Here is a 14,172-nt window from a genome sequence, read left to right as displayed (position 1 = left end):
GTGATGATTTTCAACTGCTCGAGGTTATGTCGTTGCCAGCCGCTTACACCAAGGGTTCCGATGCCATGAAACGTTCAAAGAGCCAATACCGGCGCCGGACGGTCAGTTTTGACATCGAGGCCTTCAACCAACTGATCCGCCAGATCGAGGCCATGGCCAAGGCCGGCGCCGAGATCAATCCAGCGGATTTCTATCCGCCGGTAAAGAAACATAAAGGTCGCTCCCGGGATCTCCCGCTCGTTGATCCGGATCTACGCGAGGCGCTTGAGCAGCACCTTATGGTAAGGATCGAAAAACAAAGGGCACTTAAACCCTCCGATCCGTTATTTGTCACGCAAAAAGCTGGTCCCTACTCGCCCAATACCCTACAGGAACACATGGCCCTGATGCTGCGTGGCTGGGCGGGTATCGAGAAGGCCAGCTCCCACAGTGGGCGGCGCTCACTCATTACCAACGTGATCCACAAGCAAAAGAAGTCGGTGAAGGTCGCGCAGAAGATCGCAGGGCATGTGAACCCTTCCACAACCTTAATCTATGAAGAACCACCCGAGGAGCAGATCAGCGAAGCGCTGAAATCGCTCTAGTGCTGATCTATCTTCAGTTGCGTTTAGGAAAATAGACTTAATTGACATAAATCGTTATCCCTAACACGTCCCTCCACCAATCAGTAGTATTGCCTGATATAACCGAACGCTTTGTCGAACAAGTCCTGATCCTTGATCTTGTACTTGACGTAAATCACCTTGCGTAGCGCTTTCTGAACTTCACGTTCTCCGGCCTTGGTGTCCTGCCAACCAGGGAAGCGAACCAGGCGGACTATCTCGTCGATATCGGCCACAATCCGCTCGACCACCACAGGCGTCTTGCCGTTCTTCACCTCGGCGAACAGCTCGGTTAAGGCCGCTTTGGCCTTGGCCTGTTCATCAACAGGATCCACCTGTTTCTCGGCCTGCACAACCTCCTTGGCCAGGGTCAGCAGTTCCTTAAGAAAGTCGAGGCTGTGGAGCAAGCCCTGTTCGTGCCGCTCTTTCAGCTTTTCAAGACGCTCGCCCAGGGCAACGAACTTGGGGTTATCCTTGTGCTTGTGCAATCGGGCAATAATCTTGATCTCGATCTCCTTGGATTTCTTCTCCGGGTTCTTGGCATCGAGCAATTCCTCAAGCACCTCGGCGTCCATCACCAGGGTGTCTAAATCATCTCGCACAGTTTCCAGATGGACATTTTCGTGGACCAATTCAATGGTCTTTGCCCCAAGCGTATGCCAGAGCAGTTTGCCGTTACCACTGGGTGGTTTCACCGATTCATAGACCTGGGTAAGCCATTTGTAGTCAGTCTTATAGGGCCCCAAACAGGGATCTGGTGACAGCGCCTCCCATAGACGGGAGAGCACCGAATATTCAGCTGCAAACCTGTCCCGAGTTTCGTTATCCGGCAGACAATCCTGCGCCGCGATCAATCCCTCATATCCGCCGACTGTGCGATCCACACTAGGGAAAAACGCGAGGCATTTGCTGACCTGCCCGGGCAATTCCTTCTTCAGCTCATCCAGATTGGTGATAACCTTCTGCACGGCCTTTTCATCGAAATCGAGAGCTGTGGCTACATCATCAAAGATGCCCAGGTAATCGACAATCAGGCCATGGGTCTTGCCGGAATAGACACGGTTAGTACGGCAGATCGCCTGCAGCAGGTTGTGGTCCTTCATCGGTTTATCCAGATACATGACCTGCAGAATCGGCGCATCGAACCCGGTCAGCAGCTTGGAGGTAACGATCAGGAATTTGAGCGGGTCTTCAGGATCCCGGAATCGATCCAGCAGTTTTTCCTCTTCATCCTTGGAAAGCTTCCACTCGGCATACTCATCTCCCTTGCCACCCTGCGTGTGCATGACGATGGCGCTGGCCTCCGGACCAATCAGCTCGTCAAGTGCCCTTTTGTAAAGTACGCAGCATTCCCGATCGAAGGTAACCACCTGCGCCTTGAATCCGTTCGGCTCCACCTTCTCCTGATAGTGGGACACAATATGCTGGCAAATGGCTTGTACCCGGGTTGGAGCCTTGATCAGCACTGCCATCTTGGCGGCTCGCTTTGCCAGGTCATCCTTGTCCTCTTCACTCAGCTGATCAGTCATCTGAGCATAGGCTTCATCAATGGCATCCTTATCGATGTGCAGCTTTACATCCACAGCCTCAAAATGGAGTGGAAGCGTGGCCTTGTCCCGGATCGAGTCCTGGAACGAATAGCGGCTCATATAGCCCTGCTCATCATCATCCGCGCCGAAGGCCCAGAAGGTATTGCGGTCCCGCTTGTTGATCGGCGTGCCGGTCAGGCCAAAGAGAAAGGCATTCGGCAGTGCGTCACGCATTTTTCGACCCAAGTCGCCTTCCTGGGTGCGGTGCGCCTCATCTACCATCACGATAATATTCGAACGCTCGTTCAGGCAGCCATCCGCCTCGCCGAATTTGTGGATGGTGGTGATGACGATCTTGCGGGTATCGGCCGCCAGCAGGCTTTGCAGCTCCTGCCGGGTAGCGGCCCCAATCATGTTCGGCGTATCGGCTGCGTTGAAGATGGCAGTGATCTGGGTATCCAGGTCGATGCGATCCACCACGATCATCACTGTAGGATTGCCGAGCTGGTGGTGCATTCGCAGCTTCTGCGCCGCGAACACCATCAGCAGCGACTTGCCGGAACCCTGGAAGTGCCAGATCAAGCCTTTCTTGGGATAACCCTTCACCACACGTGCCACCATAAGGTTGGCAGCCTCGTATTGCTGATAACGGCAGATGATCTTGATGCGGCGGTGCTTCTTGTCAGTTGCGAACAGGGTGAAGTTCTGCAGGATGTCCAGCACCACATGAGGACGCAGCATGGAACGGATGGAGCGCTGCACGTCAGCTAGGGTGCCCTCGGACTTGTTCTCTCCCTCATGCCATGGCCCCCAGATATCGATGGGCATACGCACCGAGCCATAGCGATAACATTTTCCCTCGGTGGCAAAGGAAAGGACATTGGGCACGAACATCTGCGGCACGCTCTGTTCGTAGCCGTTGTGGATGTCGCTGGCTCCGTCCACCCAGGTCACCGCCGGACGCACCGGCGTCTTGGCTTCGCCGATCACAAGTGGGATACCATTGACCAGCATGATGATGTCGAAGCGTCGGCCACCCTCCTTGACCGGATAGACCCACTGGTTGGTGACCACGTAATCGTTGTTGCTCAGGTCGTCGAAGTCGATCAGGCGCACCGACGTATGTTCGCCGCGTTCGCCGAAGGGCATGGACTTCTCGCCCCGCAGCCATTCGGCAAACAGCTCGTTGGCACGCACCAGGCCTTCACTCTGTACCGACAATGGAATGGTTCGCAGGCGGTAGAGTACTTCGTCGACGCGGTCGGGCTGAGCTTTGATTTCCGGGTTCAGGCGAATGAGAGCATCTCGCACCATCGACTCTACCAGAACGTCGGAGTGCTGGCGCGGAAGTTCCTCGGCGGGCACAAAGTGCCATTTGAGATTTAAAATCTGGGGGGTAAGGCGTGAATCGAGGTAATCAGCTTGAGACTCAGCAACACACCACTGACTGTCTTTGTCGATGAGAGTATCCAACACAAGTTGTTCAACTGTATTTTCCTCATTGAAGTAGGTCATTTCCGTCCACCTCCTGCCAAAGAGGAAAGTTTTCTGCTCGTCAAACGTGCCAGAATGTCATCGCTGCCCAGTTTCGTTTCGGCCAGCTTGCGTGCAGCAAGCTCCCTCCATTCAATAACTCCAGGCGACCGGAAAGAGTCCCATAGCGCTCGCATTGTTGCCATGCACTCTTCTGAAAACTTCTTGAAGTCGTCAACGCTGATGTAAAAAACATCCCCCGTATGAGGTTCCGCAGCGAAATGCAATTTGTCCGACGTCGAGCAGAACACGACCGAGAAACTTACTCCCGGGTGTTCTGCTGCGAGGGTGTCCGGATGGGCCTTGGCCTGAAGTGTTTTCTCTTTTGAGACGACAGGGTTCTCTCCGGTTGCTGTGTAATCCTCAAAAACAACGCCCTGTCGCCCAAAGATCCACCACGGGTCCGGATCACCGGATCGCTCAGTGTTCCCCGATTCAAAGCCCAGCAGACGACCGAGCTTGACCTGCGCTTCTTCAAACGGCTTCGCCTCCGTGTTTGAAAGCCCTTCCCGGATGGCCTGGAAATATTTTTCAATTTTTACGCTGCCGGACTTTCCAAACCGTTCGAGGACTCCTTCAATACGCTCGATGCGCTCTCCATAAATGACATCGACAGGTGCTTCCTGTGTCTGGTTGGAGAGCAGCTTTTGAATCTGTTTGAGCCATGGCAACGTACTGGCGCATGAAAAGGCTGCCGAAAAATGTTCTTGAGCTACCTGTGCTTGCTCCGCCTGGTAGGCTGCTGAGCCAGCAAGGTAATTCCAAAGAGCAGAATATCCCTTCAGATCATGTCCACCGGCAAGGCTGGCCAACACGTCTTTTGCGGAAGAGAGCGCGCTGTCAAAATCGCCGGACCAAAGGGCATCGTGAAATTTCACTTCATGTACAACAGAGTTCCCGAGCGGACTTGCCGATGGTATGGGCGATTGAGTCAGTTCGTCTCTTGTTTCCAATATATGGCTATCAGCCGATTTCCACTCTGGCCCGTGGGCAACGAATATGTCGATGTTATCCCCCAGTTCAGACGAATTATCGACTTTTGATTGTTCGACACCGAAATTGACTTCGGCCTGAAGTTCCGGATGCAGTGTTTCTCTCTTTTCCGGCATGTGGAAATACTGATGCACCTTGTCGCCGATGATAACCACGAGCGCGTAGTCGGTTGATGAACGCGTGCATCTTCCTACCGCCTGAGTGATCCTGGTGCGGATGCGAACCTGGAAGAGGACAGAGGCCCCAAGGCGGCTGATGATGAAGCGTTCTTGCAGATTTGTGGATTCCGGAAGACCATAGATGATCAGGTATCTGCATTCGTCACCGATCAGATCGATTCCGTCATACCTGTTCGCCAGAACCGCAATGGCGGAGCCTGCTTGGGTAAATGATTTCTTCGACGCCTCCAATTGTGAGGCGTCAAAGAGGGTATGGCCCTGCGTCTCCGGAAGTGCCTCAATGGCTTCTCTGACTTTGTCGGCGTCGCGGTTACTTGGAGTGAGGACGAGTGCTCTGTCAAATTTCGTAGTCCAGGAAATCGCGAGGCTCAATGAAGTCGATTCATCCCACATCCGCATAGGAAACACGAAGAAACGTCTACCGATTCCCTGCTTATCCCAGCCCTCTGGCGCAGGTATCCGTTCGATTTTCTTACGCCCGAAAATTCTTTCCAGATCCCCACCTTCTCCGAGAGTCGCGGACATATAAATGCGCTGCCGTGCATTCTGAAACGGCGCAAAGCTCTTGGTGGGCGCGATAAGAGGACGAATGAGAATGGAATTGCTGGTATAATAAAGATGGCAGGCGTGGAGGTGATCTCTGATCTTGCGCCATCGATAACCGTATTCCTCCGGGCTCTCATCGTCTCTGGAGGCATTGTCAATCGCTGCCGTCAGAGCGGTCCTGCACTTGAGTAAATAAGGTGTCGGAATCTTGTTCACGAAGGATGTATCAAGCGATCCCTCATTACCCTGGTCGTAACGGAGTTGGTCATTTTCCGTGGTGTAAGGCGCGATAATCTGCCAGATTGCATCGAAGGTGGATACATCCTGATAGCGCCGGACCTCCAACGACCAGAAACTCGACACATAATTCTCGGCGGCGTGAGCATCATCAAAAATGAGCGTATGAACGTCGCTGAAAAACGGATTTGTGTTGAACAGAGCGCTATAGGTGGCAACGCCTATTGATTCGCAATTATTAAAAGCGGTCTTATCGGCCTCCGAGTACTGGTGCTTGGACCCCGAGAAATCAAGGGCGTTGATTCCGTATTTTTCTTTGGCCTGTTCAACGACCTGATGGACAAGCTGTTTGGTAGGACAGAGCAGTACACATCTCTCCCGTTTCGTTCTTCTGCGCCACTCGGCAATCAGGAGGCCAACCAGAGTCTTGCCGCTGCCGGTGGGCAGCTCAAGTGCGATATCACGATTGTCGACATGGTTCATGTAGTTGCGGAGCATGTCGGCCTGCTGCGCAAGGAGGCCTTCTACGGTACGGTCCCGCAGGTCGCGGAACAACGATTCAGGGTCTTTGATGGATACCGAAGATTTCTGTGGAATTTTAAATGCCATGGAGTAAGCCTCCTTGGTTTCTATTACGCTCACCGCCGTAAATAGCGAGCTCTTCAGCAACCATGTCGATTAAACTGCCGCAGAGTGTATCGAGAACCATCTGTTCGACAGTGTTTTCTTCGTTATACATGGGCGGCTCCCTCCATTACCTCGTTCGCGATTTGCCGTTGAAGACCATAAAGGACTTCAACGTGATTAGATATTGCCACTTCACGAGCGCTGATGTTTGATAGCTGTTCTATGATTTCCTTCTGAACCTCAATGGCAGGAACCAGCATTTTATGTTGGCGCAGATCCTTCCCATTAATCTTCCAAATTCCGTTTGTGGATTGTGCATAAGCGAGAAGTTTCCTGTGACTCATTGGGTCATTCCATTGCGCGACTGCAAAAGCAGGAAGAATCTTATTCCCGTCGAATGTTATACGAATGAGAAGATCTGGATAAAAACAGTCGTCAGGAACTTCAGATACAAGTCCGGCTTTTCCACAAAGATTCTTATTTCCGTTACCCCTGACGACTAAGATGTCTCCTGCCATCAAACGAAACTTTTCCAGGTCCGATGATGATATTTCTGCGTATTTTGTATTCCCATTCGGATCAACTTTTCCATCCCTTACGGCACCAATACTCAACGTTGGGCTTCCAATTCTAGAGGCATTGGTTTTCGGTGAAGAGCCATTCCGTGGTGGGAGGCTGTACAATTCACCACACGAAACTTCCACGGTTGATTTATGCTTCAATAATTCCCTAAATGTTCGGCTCTTGATGCTCGTTAGTGCATTAAGAGATTCTTTGTACTTTTCAACCGCCTCATCCGCCGCCCAAAGGATCTCGGCAATGCGCTTCTGCTCCTCAAGAGGCGGCAGCGGGAACTCCTGCACTTGCAGCGTCTTCCAGTTAATCGTTGGCGAGAGAGAGCCCACCGATATTTCAATGGCCCGCTCCATGAACATGTCCGACTGCAGAAAGAACGGCAGGAACTCCGGCAGGATCATCTTGGGTTTTGCCCGCACTACCATGGCATGGGCTGAGCAGATGCCATCGAACTCCGCCACAGCAAGCTTGCGCTGATACGCACGGCGACGACCAAAAATTACATCTCCTTTCTTAAAGGCCAGTTTTTGCCCACTGACATCGGACGGATGCCCCCACTGGCGCAAATGGATCGTGCTGGGATCGAGATGCTCCAACCCGACATAGACGTCGGTCTTGGCATCGGCAGGGTCCACCCGCACAGCAACATTCTCAGTGATGTCGCCGAACTTGATCATGCCCCAGCCGGGCTTTTTGAGTTGCGCACTCATTCTCCAAGCTCCCCTGCCATAATTCGACGATAACGCTCAGCTAACGCAGTTCGTCCGCCCTCCATTACTCGGCATATTTCGCTTCTCACAGCAACGTCCTGCAATGCCCCTTGAGTCACAATCCTTGTTTGTCCACCCTTTACATCAAGTGCGAGAACATTCTCAGCATCACCATTCACGACGATGTTGGCGTTGTGTGTGACGACCAAAACTTGCCGCTTCTGCTTGATCTCTCGCAGTTGCGTTACAATCAGGTCATAGATCAGATGGTTGTCGAGGTCATCTTCTGGCTGGTCAAGTACGAGAGGCTCTGTGCCATAAGAAAGAATAAAGGCCAGGAGGGCAGCAGTCTTCTGGCCTGGCGACCCTTGTTCTACTGGTTTGAAACTATCGCCATCCTTTAGGCTGTATTTTACATCTAACGAATCTTCTGGAAACCAGCACTGGATTCGATCTATCTGCTCGGGAGTCAATCCTTGGATATGGGATACAAAGCGTTTGTCTTTGGCCACTGCTACTGCAACGAGATCGTTCGTATGGATTGCATACAGTGAGGATTTGAGCGCAGCAATTCTTTCTTCCATTGTCTTGGTAGAGTTTTGCGTAAGAGTAGCCAATAGGCCCTCATCTCCATCAATCACACCAATGTCGCGGTCAAATCCGCCATTGCTTCTATCGATTAATTTGCGAAATTCCTCTTCGATCGTGACTTTACTTCCAAAAGGAATAACATTGATCTGCACATACGAATTGCCGACCAGCGTGTCCTTAAGGAAATCCTCACGAAGCTTAGTGATTTTGCCCCTATGCTTATGGATCTTGGATAGACACTCTTCAGCGTTTTTCTGGTGTTGAGCAAGTGTTTCCCGCTTTTTAGTGAAGTCTTTGAGCTTCTCCTCAAGGTCTTGCCTCTGTTTAACTAAAAGGCTGTATGCAGAAGGGTCGCCAGCACCAACAGCAGTGAGCTGACCAAGTAGTTCGGAATAATCCTGATTCGCCGTTGAGATCTTCTTCGATATCTCCAGACCGGGCCTTGCTTGATCCCATTCCTTTTTCGCATCGTCCATCCGCTGAGCGATTGCATTAATCTCGTTCTGTAGCTTTTCAAATTTACTTCGGACGCCTGCTACTGCGTCGAGCAATGCATTCTCATCTGGATTTTCAGCATTAAAGTGCTGTGAATCCATCTCGGGCGGCAATAGGCTATTGGAAATGCCACGAACCTGGCTGGCTGAATCGCTCCAAGAGCTTTCCCAGGAGTCGATAGCCTTGCTCTGATTCTGTCTGAGTTGGTATGTTTTGAGGATACCAGCATGGCCAGCTTTTTCAAAAACCTCTAGCTTGCGTATAACATCCTCAAGCTGACCCTTGATTACTGATTCTTCTTGAAGTCCAGCCTGGACTTCGCGCTCCTGTGCACGAATCGATAGGTATTTGGAAATCAGCTCATCCCATTCGAGCTGCCAATCGCGATGGTTAACTGCCGGGGCATCATCGACAACTTGCAACAGCGCCTGTGGATGCTTCGCAAGCTCGAATATTTGTTTCTGGCTGTACATCCTGATTGGGAATCTCTGGGCAATGTCTCCCTCGGATGCACTCCAGGCGCTGGGTCCGGTCTCTTCTTCAATCGTGTACTTGTTTTCAGTGTTGCACCATGTGATCCGGAAGCGTCCGCCGTCCTTTCGAAAGCCGACCTTGATAATCGTTGAATCCGTTAAAAGACCTTCGTCTTGGCGGTTATTTGATGTCTGGCCGTATTTTGCAAACTCATCCTCCAAATTCTTTGGTATCTCTTCCTTTCGCTTGAGAGCAATTCGAAGAAACTCCAGTGAGGTCGATTTTCCAGTGCCTCGTCCACCAATAATTGTGTTTAACCAAGGATTTAGTAGACAGGATAAGGGTTGCCCTCTGCCCAGGTATTTTGCGTTATCAACGACAATGCTTTCGATGATGAGTGGTCCATGGCTATTGGGATCTCCGGTAAAACTGTCCGACCGTTTTAGAGATAGTGCACCATCAATGAGTGCCAATCGTAGCCCTTCATAAGACGGCTCTGACATCTTTACCCAAGTAAAATGACTTCCCGGGTAGCGTTGACCTGCGATTCCTGACGGATGATGGGAATCAGTTCCAAGAACCTCTGCCCAATTTAATTTCTTTCCGATGTAGAGTTGCGGCTTTGCTTGCGCAAGGTCCACCACCTCCATGGCAAATACATTTTTGTTGTCGAGAATCTGCTCGAGTGTATTGCCCGTACATATGGCAAAAAGGCCATTGGTCTGGTCGACGTGAGCAGGAATCGCTAACCCGCCAGACTTTGCGATTTCGTCAATCACCTCAACGGCAGAGCACTCAGAGCAACCATCACTTTTTCCTTTGGTAGCCCTATACCTCACGGCTCCGAGCAGGGAATCAATATCCGATGTTGTTTTGTCGGTGCCAAAAATTGCCAGGATATGGATGTTCCCCTGAACGGTGATCTCAACACCGGGGAATAGGTAGAGAGGTCGATAATCCGGGTGGCTTTCAGATGCCAACTCTTGAAGCGCCTGCCTCAGTGGATCAATCCAAGCACCAGAATTGTGGTCTGTAACTGCGACGCAATCGATACCTTTCCGCATGTAGTTGAGCAACCAATCCTTATGGGAAATTTGCTTATGTTGGGCTTGGTCAGGACCTTTCCCAAAATCGTCCGATGCTGGTGTGTGATTGTGGAAGTCGAACTTCCACCATTTCGCGCCAGCCCAGTTCCATTCTGTACTCATTCGGCACCTCCCATTACACGTGCGTCTTCAAGCACCTCGAAGAGGTAATCCATCGATTCTCGTAAGGCCATTGAGCTTTCCTGCCAGTTCGCAATGGCTTGCTTTAGACTGATGGTTTCGGCCGACCCGTTGCCGTTGCCGTTCCCGTTGTCCACCCGAACATAGAGCGGAATACTGAGATTACTGCCTTTCTCTCGGATCTCGTCATTGCTGACCACCCGGGCAAAGCCATCCTCGTCGCCGAAAGCCTGGTAGGCAGCGACAATGCGCTGGATGTGATCGTCGGTGAGAAAGCTCTGCGCACGCTCGCGGGTTACTTCGTTCACCGCGTTGATGAAGAGCACCTTGTTCCTGCGCGCCTTGGGCTTGTTCATACGACATATGACGACACAGGCTTCCATGGGCGAGTTGTAAAAGAGATTTGGCCCGAGGCCCAGCACACACTCGACGACGTCATGGGCAACCAGCTTCTCGCGCATCGACTGCTCTTCATTGCGGAAGAGGACGCCATGCGGAAACAGGATGGCGCAGCGGCCGGTTTTGGCCTTCATACTCTTGATGATGTGCTGCCAGAAGGCATAATCGGCGCGGCCCTGGGGTGGAGTGCCGTAGATGTTCCGGCCCCACGGATCGGCGGCCCAGGCATCGCGGTCCCACTGCTTGATGGAGTACGGCGGATTGGCCAGGACCACATCGAACTGCATGAGCCGGTCCCCTTCGACAAAGGCGGGATGGGCCAGTGTGTCTCCCCGAACGATGCGAAAGTCCTCGATGCCATGCAGGAACAGGTTCATGCGGCCAATGGCCGAGGTGAGCAGATTACGCTCCTGACCGTAGAGGTGCAGGTTGCGCCACTCCTTGTTCTGCCGTTTTAGGTGGGCAACAACCGAGAGCAGCATACCCGCCGAACCGCAGGTAGGGTCATAGATCGACTCGCTCGGCTTGGGTTCGAGCATCTCGGTCATCAGGTGAACCACGGTGCGGTTGGTATAGAACTCCGCGGCGGTGTGCCCGGAATCGTCGGCGAATTTCTTGATCAGAAACTCATAGCCCACGCCCAGCTCATCCTCAGGACAGTTGGAAAGTGACAAAGTCTGTGAGCTGAAGTGCTCGATCAGCTCGCGCAGCATGTGATCCGGCAGGCGGTCCTTGTTGGTCCACTGTGCATCACCGAAGACTCCGTACAAGGTATCGGGATTGGCCTTCTCTATAGCACGCAGGGCGTCCTGGATGGCCTTGCCCACATTCTTGACCTTGGTGCGAGTCGCCTTCCAGTGAGCATCCTCCGGGATCTGGAAGCGGTGCTGCTCTGGCAGTGCGGCGTATTCCTGATCGCCCCCTGATTCTTCCAGCGCATCTGCCAGCTCCTCGTCGTACACGTCGCACAGGCGCTTGTAGAACAGCAGCGGGAAGATGAACTGTTTGTAGTCCCCGGCATCGATGTAGCCGCGCAGCAAGGTGGCCGCGCCCCAGAGATAGGATTCCAGCTCGGATTGGGAAATGTGCTTGTTCTTCTTCATCGCGCTAGCACTTCCCATTCGTAAATGTCCGTTGGAATATCGACGCCATCCAGGGAGTCCCAGTCGTAGTCACCAGTTGCTTGGGTGTAGACGTCATCAGCCGCAGCCAGGGCTGAGTGATAGGACCCAAGCAACTCGTCCTTGAACCGCAGGCCCCAGCGGCCATTGGCTTGTGGTTCGATAAGGAAACGGCTGATTGGCGACCTGTACTGATACATCTTCAAAGCAGGCCCTCCCGTATCAGCAGCCCTTTCAGGCGATCCTCAGCCGCATACGCTGCCTGCAGCGATTCCTTGAGGTTGGCGACGGCCTGATCGATGGTCATCGATTCTTCCTCGATCACCGGTTCTACGTAACGGGGGATGTTCAGGTTGAAGTCGTTTTCCCGGATTTCATCGAGTGTGACCACCCGGCAGATCCCTTCGATATCCTGATAGCCTTCGTACCAGTGGTGGATGTTGTCCACGTGCTCCGGCAGCAGTTCGTTCTGCGCCCGGCCGGTTTTGAACTCCTTGGAGGCGTCGATGAACAACACCTTCTGACGGTGCGGTTTCGGCTTACTGTCCCGGAAGACCAGCACGCAAGGCGCGAGGCCGGTACCGTAGAAAATGTTCTGCCCGAGGCCAATCACTGCTTCGAGGATGTCCATCTCCAGCAACTTACGGCGGATTTTGCCTTCCTTGGACATGCGGAACAGCACGCCATGGGGCACTACCACCGCCATGCGCCCCGTTTTACGGGCCATGGATTTGATCATGTGCTGAACCCAAGCGAAGTCACCGGACTTGGCTGGCGGCAACCCGGCAAAGTTGCGTCCGTAAGGATCATTAATCCAGACGTCATCTCCCCACTTATCCAGAGAGAAAGGCGGATTAGCGATCACGCAATCGAAGGTTGCAAGACCGTCGCCTGAATAGAATGCTGGCTGTCGTAAAGTGTCACCGCGCTCGATATGGAAATCCTCCGCACCGTGGAGAAAGAGGTTCATCCTGGCGATGGAGGATGTAGTCAGGTTCTTTTCCTGGCCGTAGAGCTTACCCAGCATGAGATGCTCGTCACCACCATGCTCTTTAATGTAATGAAGTGCTTCGAGAAGCATGCCGCCGGTCCCGCAGGCTGGGTCATAGATGGTCTCTCCTGCCGTAGGTGCAAGGATACGGGCCATCAGTGCGACCACGGAGCGCGGGGTATAGAACTCACCGGCCTTCTTATTGGTAAGGTCGGCGAATTTCTTGATCAGGTATTCGTAGGCCTGGCCAAGGATATCCGCCTTGCAGAGCTCATTACCTAGGTTGAGCGACGAAAAATGCTCAATAAGGTCCTTAAGGAGCGCATCGGAGAGGCGGTCCTTATTAGTCCATTGGGCGTCGCCAAAGATACCATGCAAGGTATCCGGATTGGCCTGCTCGATGCATCGCATGGCCTTTTGGAGCGCATGGCCGATATTGGCGCTCTTGGCACGGACATCCTTCCAATGACAACCCTCTGGTACCTGAAAGCGGTGGTTTTCGGGGAACTGGGCGAACTCCACGTCCCCGTCCGACTCTTCCAGGGCGACAACAACCTCCTCGTCGTAAACATCGGAGAGCCGCTTGAAGAATAGTAGCGGGAAGATATAGGTCTTGAAGTCGGCCGCATCGACTGGACCGCGCAGGATATTGGCAGACTCCCAGAGATGTCCGGAAAGGGTTCCAATATCAAAATCGGCCGGTTTGTTGTTTCTATTCTTCGCGCTCATTCTGATTTGTCCGATCCCGCCATATCTGCTGCACCGCCAGCTTTCACCCATGCATCGACATCATCTTTTTTGAATTTCCACAGACGCCCCATCCTGTGGGCGGGCATGCTGTGCTTGTCTATCCACTTGTAAACCGTGTCATTGCTGACTCCGAGGTATTTGCATATCTCGGTTATTGATAACCAGCGGTCTTCTATTTCAACCATTCGTCAAAATCCTCGTGAGTGACGATTCAAAACGTCATAGGTCTGCGAACTGCCGACGCGAGAGTCAGCAGCCACCAGCACTTGGAGCAAATACTCAAAAACTATGCGGTTTAGCGCCTCGTGTCAACCGCTTATTGCCGATTTCAACCGATTACAATCTATATTTGGCGAAACTATAGGCTCTGGCAGTTTCTCAATGAAGCCAACCTACCCACAGTCATTCACCCATCCGTCGCCGGATTGCCAAAATGTATTATGTGTAGTATATAGTACACATGACATTCGGTAAATACATCCGTGAACATCGCGAGGCCCTGAAAGCAGAGGATCGCCGATTTTCCGTGCGGCAGGTCGCTCAGCGAATTGGTGTGGAGCCCGCCTACCTAAGCAAGATAGAACGCGGGGATG

The 14,172-nt window shown here is 52.5% G+C and carries 11 protein-coding genes; 2 read left to right on the top strand and 9 right to left on the bottom strand.

What is annotated here, in order from left to right; genetic code table 11:
- On the top strand, positions 1 to 584 hold a 584-nt coding region (locus ACOCD2_RS04525), incomplete at its 5' end, for a tyrosine-type recombinase/integrase (protein ID WP_419625613.1).
- An 80-nt stretch (positions 585 to 664) separates the two neighbouring features.
- Here ACOCD2_RS04525 and ACOCD2_RS04520 read toward each other — a convergent pair.
- The 9 genes from ACOCD2_RS04520 to ACOCD2_RS04480 are packed head-to-tail and all read right to left on the bottom strand — an operon-like array spanning position 665 to position 13,764.
- On the bottom strand, positions 665 to 3,646 hold the full coding sequence (locus ACOCD2_RS04520; RefSeq protein WP_419589439.1) for a type I restriction endonuclease subunit R: 2,982 nt from the start codon (positions 3,644 to 3,646) through the stop codon (positions 665 to 667).
- Entirely contained in the window at positions 3,643 to 6,228 is a 2,586-nt protein-coding gene (locus ACOCD2_RS04515) for a DEAD/DEAH box helicase (protein WP_419589438.1), read from the bottom strand. The genes ACOCD2_RS04520 and ACOCD2_RS04515 overlap by 4 nt, the downstream gene beginning before the upstream one ends.
- On the bottom strand, positions 6,218 to 6,358 hold the full coding sequence (locus tag ACOCD2_RS04510; protein WP_419589437.1) for a hypothetical protein: 141 nt from the start codon (positions 6,356 to 6,358) through the stop codon (positions 6,218 to 6,220). The genes ACOCD2_RS04515 and ACOCD2_RS04510 overlap by 11 nt, the downstream gene beginning before the upstream one ends.
- Entirely contained in the window at positions 6,351 to 7,532 is a 1,182-nt protein-coding gene (locus ACOCD2_RS04505) for a restriction endonuclease subunit S (RefSeq protein ID WP_419589436.1), read from the bottom strand. Before ACOCD2_RS04505 ends, ACOCD2_RS04510 begins: the two co-directional genes overlap by 8 nt.
- Positions 7,529 to 10,300: a TrlF family AAA-like ATPase gene (locus tag ACOCD2_RS04500; RefSeq protein WP_419589435.1), complete on the bottom strand. Its 2,772-nt coding sequence runs from the start codon at positions 10,298 to 10,300 to the stop codon at positions 7,529 to 7,531. The genes ACOCD2_RS04505 and ACOCD2_RS04500 overlap by 4 nt, the downstream gene beginning before the upstream one ends.
- A complete protein-coding gene (locus ACOCD2_RS04495; RefSeq protein WP_419625611.1) occupies positions 10,297 to 11,820 on the bottom strand; it encodes a type I restriction-modification system subunit M in 1,524 nt (507 codons plus the stop codon). The genes ACOCD2_RS04500 and ACOCD2_RS04495 overlap by 4 nt, the downstream gene beginning before the upstream one ends.
- Positions 11,817 to 12,044 (bottom strand): hypothetical protein, encoded by a 228-nt coding sequence (locus ACOCD2_RS04490; RefSeq protein ID WP_419589433.1) that lies wholly within the window; start codon positions 12,042 to 12,044, stop codon positions 11,817 to 11,819. The genes ACOCD2_RS04495 and ACOCD2_RS04490 overlap by 4 nt, the downstream gene beginning before the upstream one ends.
- Positions 12,041 to 13,558: an N-6 DNA methylase gene (locus ACOCD2_RS04485; RefSeq protein WP_419589432.1), complete on the bottom strand. Its 1,518-nt coding sequence runs from the start codon at positions 13,556 to 13,558 to the stop codon at positions 12,041 to 12,043. The genes ACOCD2_RS04490 and ACOCD2_RS04485 overlap by 4 nt, the downstream gene beginning before the upstream one ends.
- Positions 13,555 to 13,764 (bottom strand): helix-turn-helix domain-containing protein, encoded by a 210-nt coding sequence (locus ACOCD2_RS04480; protein ID WP_293652916.1) that lies wholly within the window; start codon positions 13,762 to 13,764, stop codon positions 13,555 to 13,557. The genes ACOCD2_RS04485 and ACOCD2_RS04480 overlap by 4 nt, the downstream gene beginning before the upstream one ends.
- A 275-nt stretch (positions 13,765 to 14,039) precedes the next feature.
- Between ACOCD2_RS04480 and ACOCD2_RS04475 the strand changes: the two genes are divergently transcribed.
- A partial coding sequence (locus ACOCD2_RS04475; protein WP_419625615.1) for a helix-turn-helix domain-containing protein occupies positions 14,040 to 14,172 on the top strand: 133 nt, incomplete at its 3' end.

The sequence above is a fragment of the Thiolapillus sp. genome, from assembly GCF_048562965.1.
Lineage (GTDB): Bacteria > Pseudomonadota > Gammaproteobacteria > Chromatiales > Chromatiaceae > Thiolapillus > Thiolapillus brandeum_A.
The sequence above is the reverse complement of the archived record's forward strand: the minus strand, read 5'-3'. Positions and strand labels throughout refer to the sequence as shown.

Bases quoted from the DNA above. Each gene is read 5' to 3' on its own strand.
- ACOCD2_RS04515 (WP_419589438.1), bottom strand. From the start codon at position 6,228: ATGGCATTTAAAATTCCACAGAAATCTTCGGTATCCATCAAAGACCCT.
- ACOCD2_RS04500 (WP_419589435.1), bottom strand. From the start codon at position 10,300: ATGAGTACAGAATGGAACTGGGCTGGCGCGAAATGGTGGAAGTTCGAC.
- ACOCD2_RS04520 (WP_419589439.1), bottom strand. From the start codon at position 3,646: ATGACCTACTTCAATGAGGAAAATACAGTTGAACAACTTGTGTTGGAT.
- ACOCD2_RS04510 (WP_419589437.1), bottom strand. From the start codon at position 6,358: ATGTATAACGAAGAAAACACTGTCGAACAGATGGTTCTCGATACACTC.
- ACOCD2_RS04480 (WP_293652916.1), bottom strand. From the start codon at position 13,764: ATGGTTGAAATAGAAGACCGCTGGTTATCAATAACCGAGATATGCAAA.
- ACOCD2_RS04505 (WP_419589436.1), bottom strand. From the start codon at position 7,532: ATGAGTGCGCAACTCAAAAAGCCCGGCTGGGGCATGATCAAGTTCGGC.
- ACOCD2_RS04485 (WP_419589432.1), bottom strand. From the start codon at position 13,558: ATGAGCGCGAAGAATAGAAACAACAAACCGGCCGATTTTGATATTGGA.
- ACOCD2_RS04495 (WP_419625611.1), bottom strand. From the start codon at position 11,820: ATGAAGAAGAACAAGCACATTTCCCAATCCGAGCTGGAATCCTATCTC.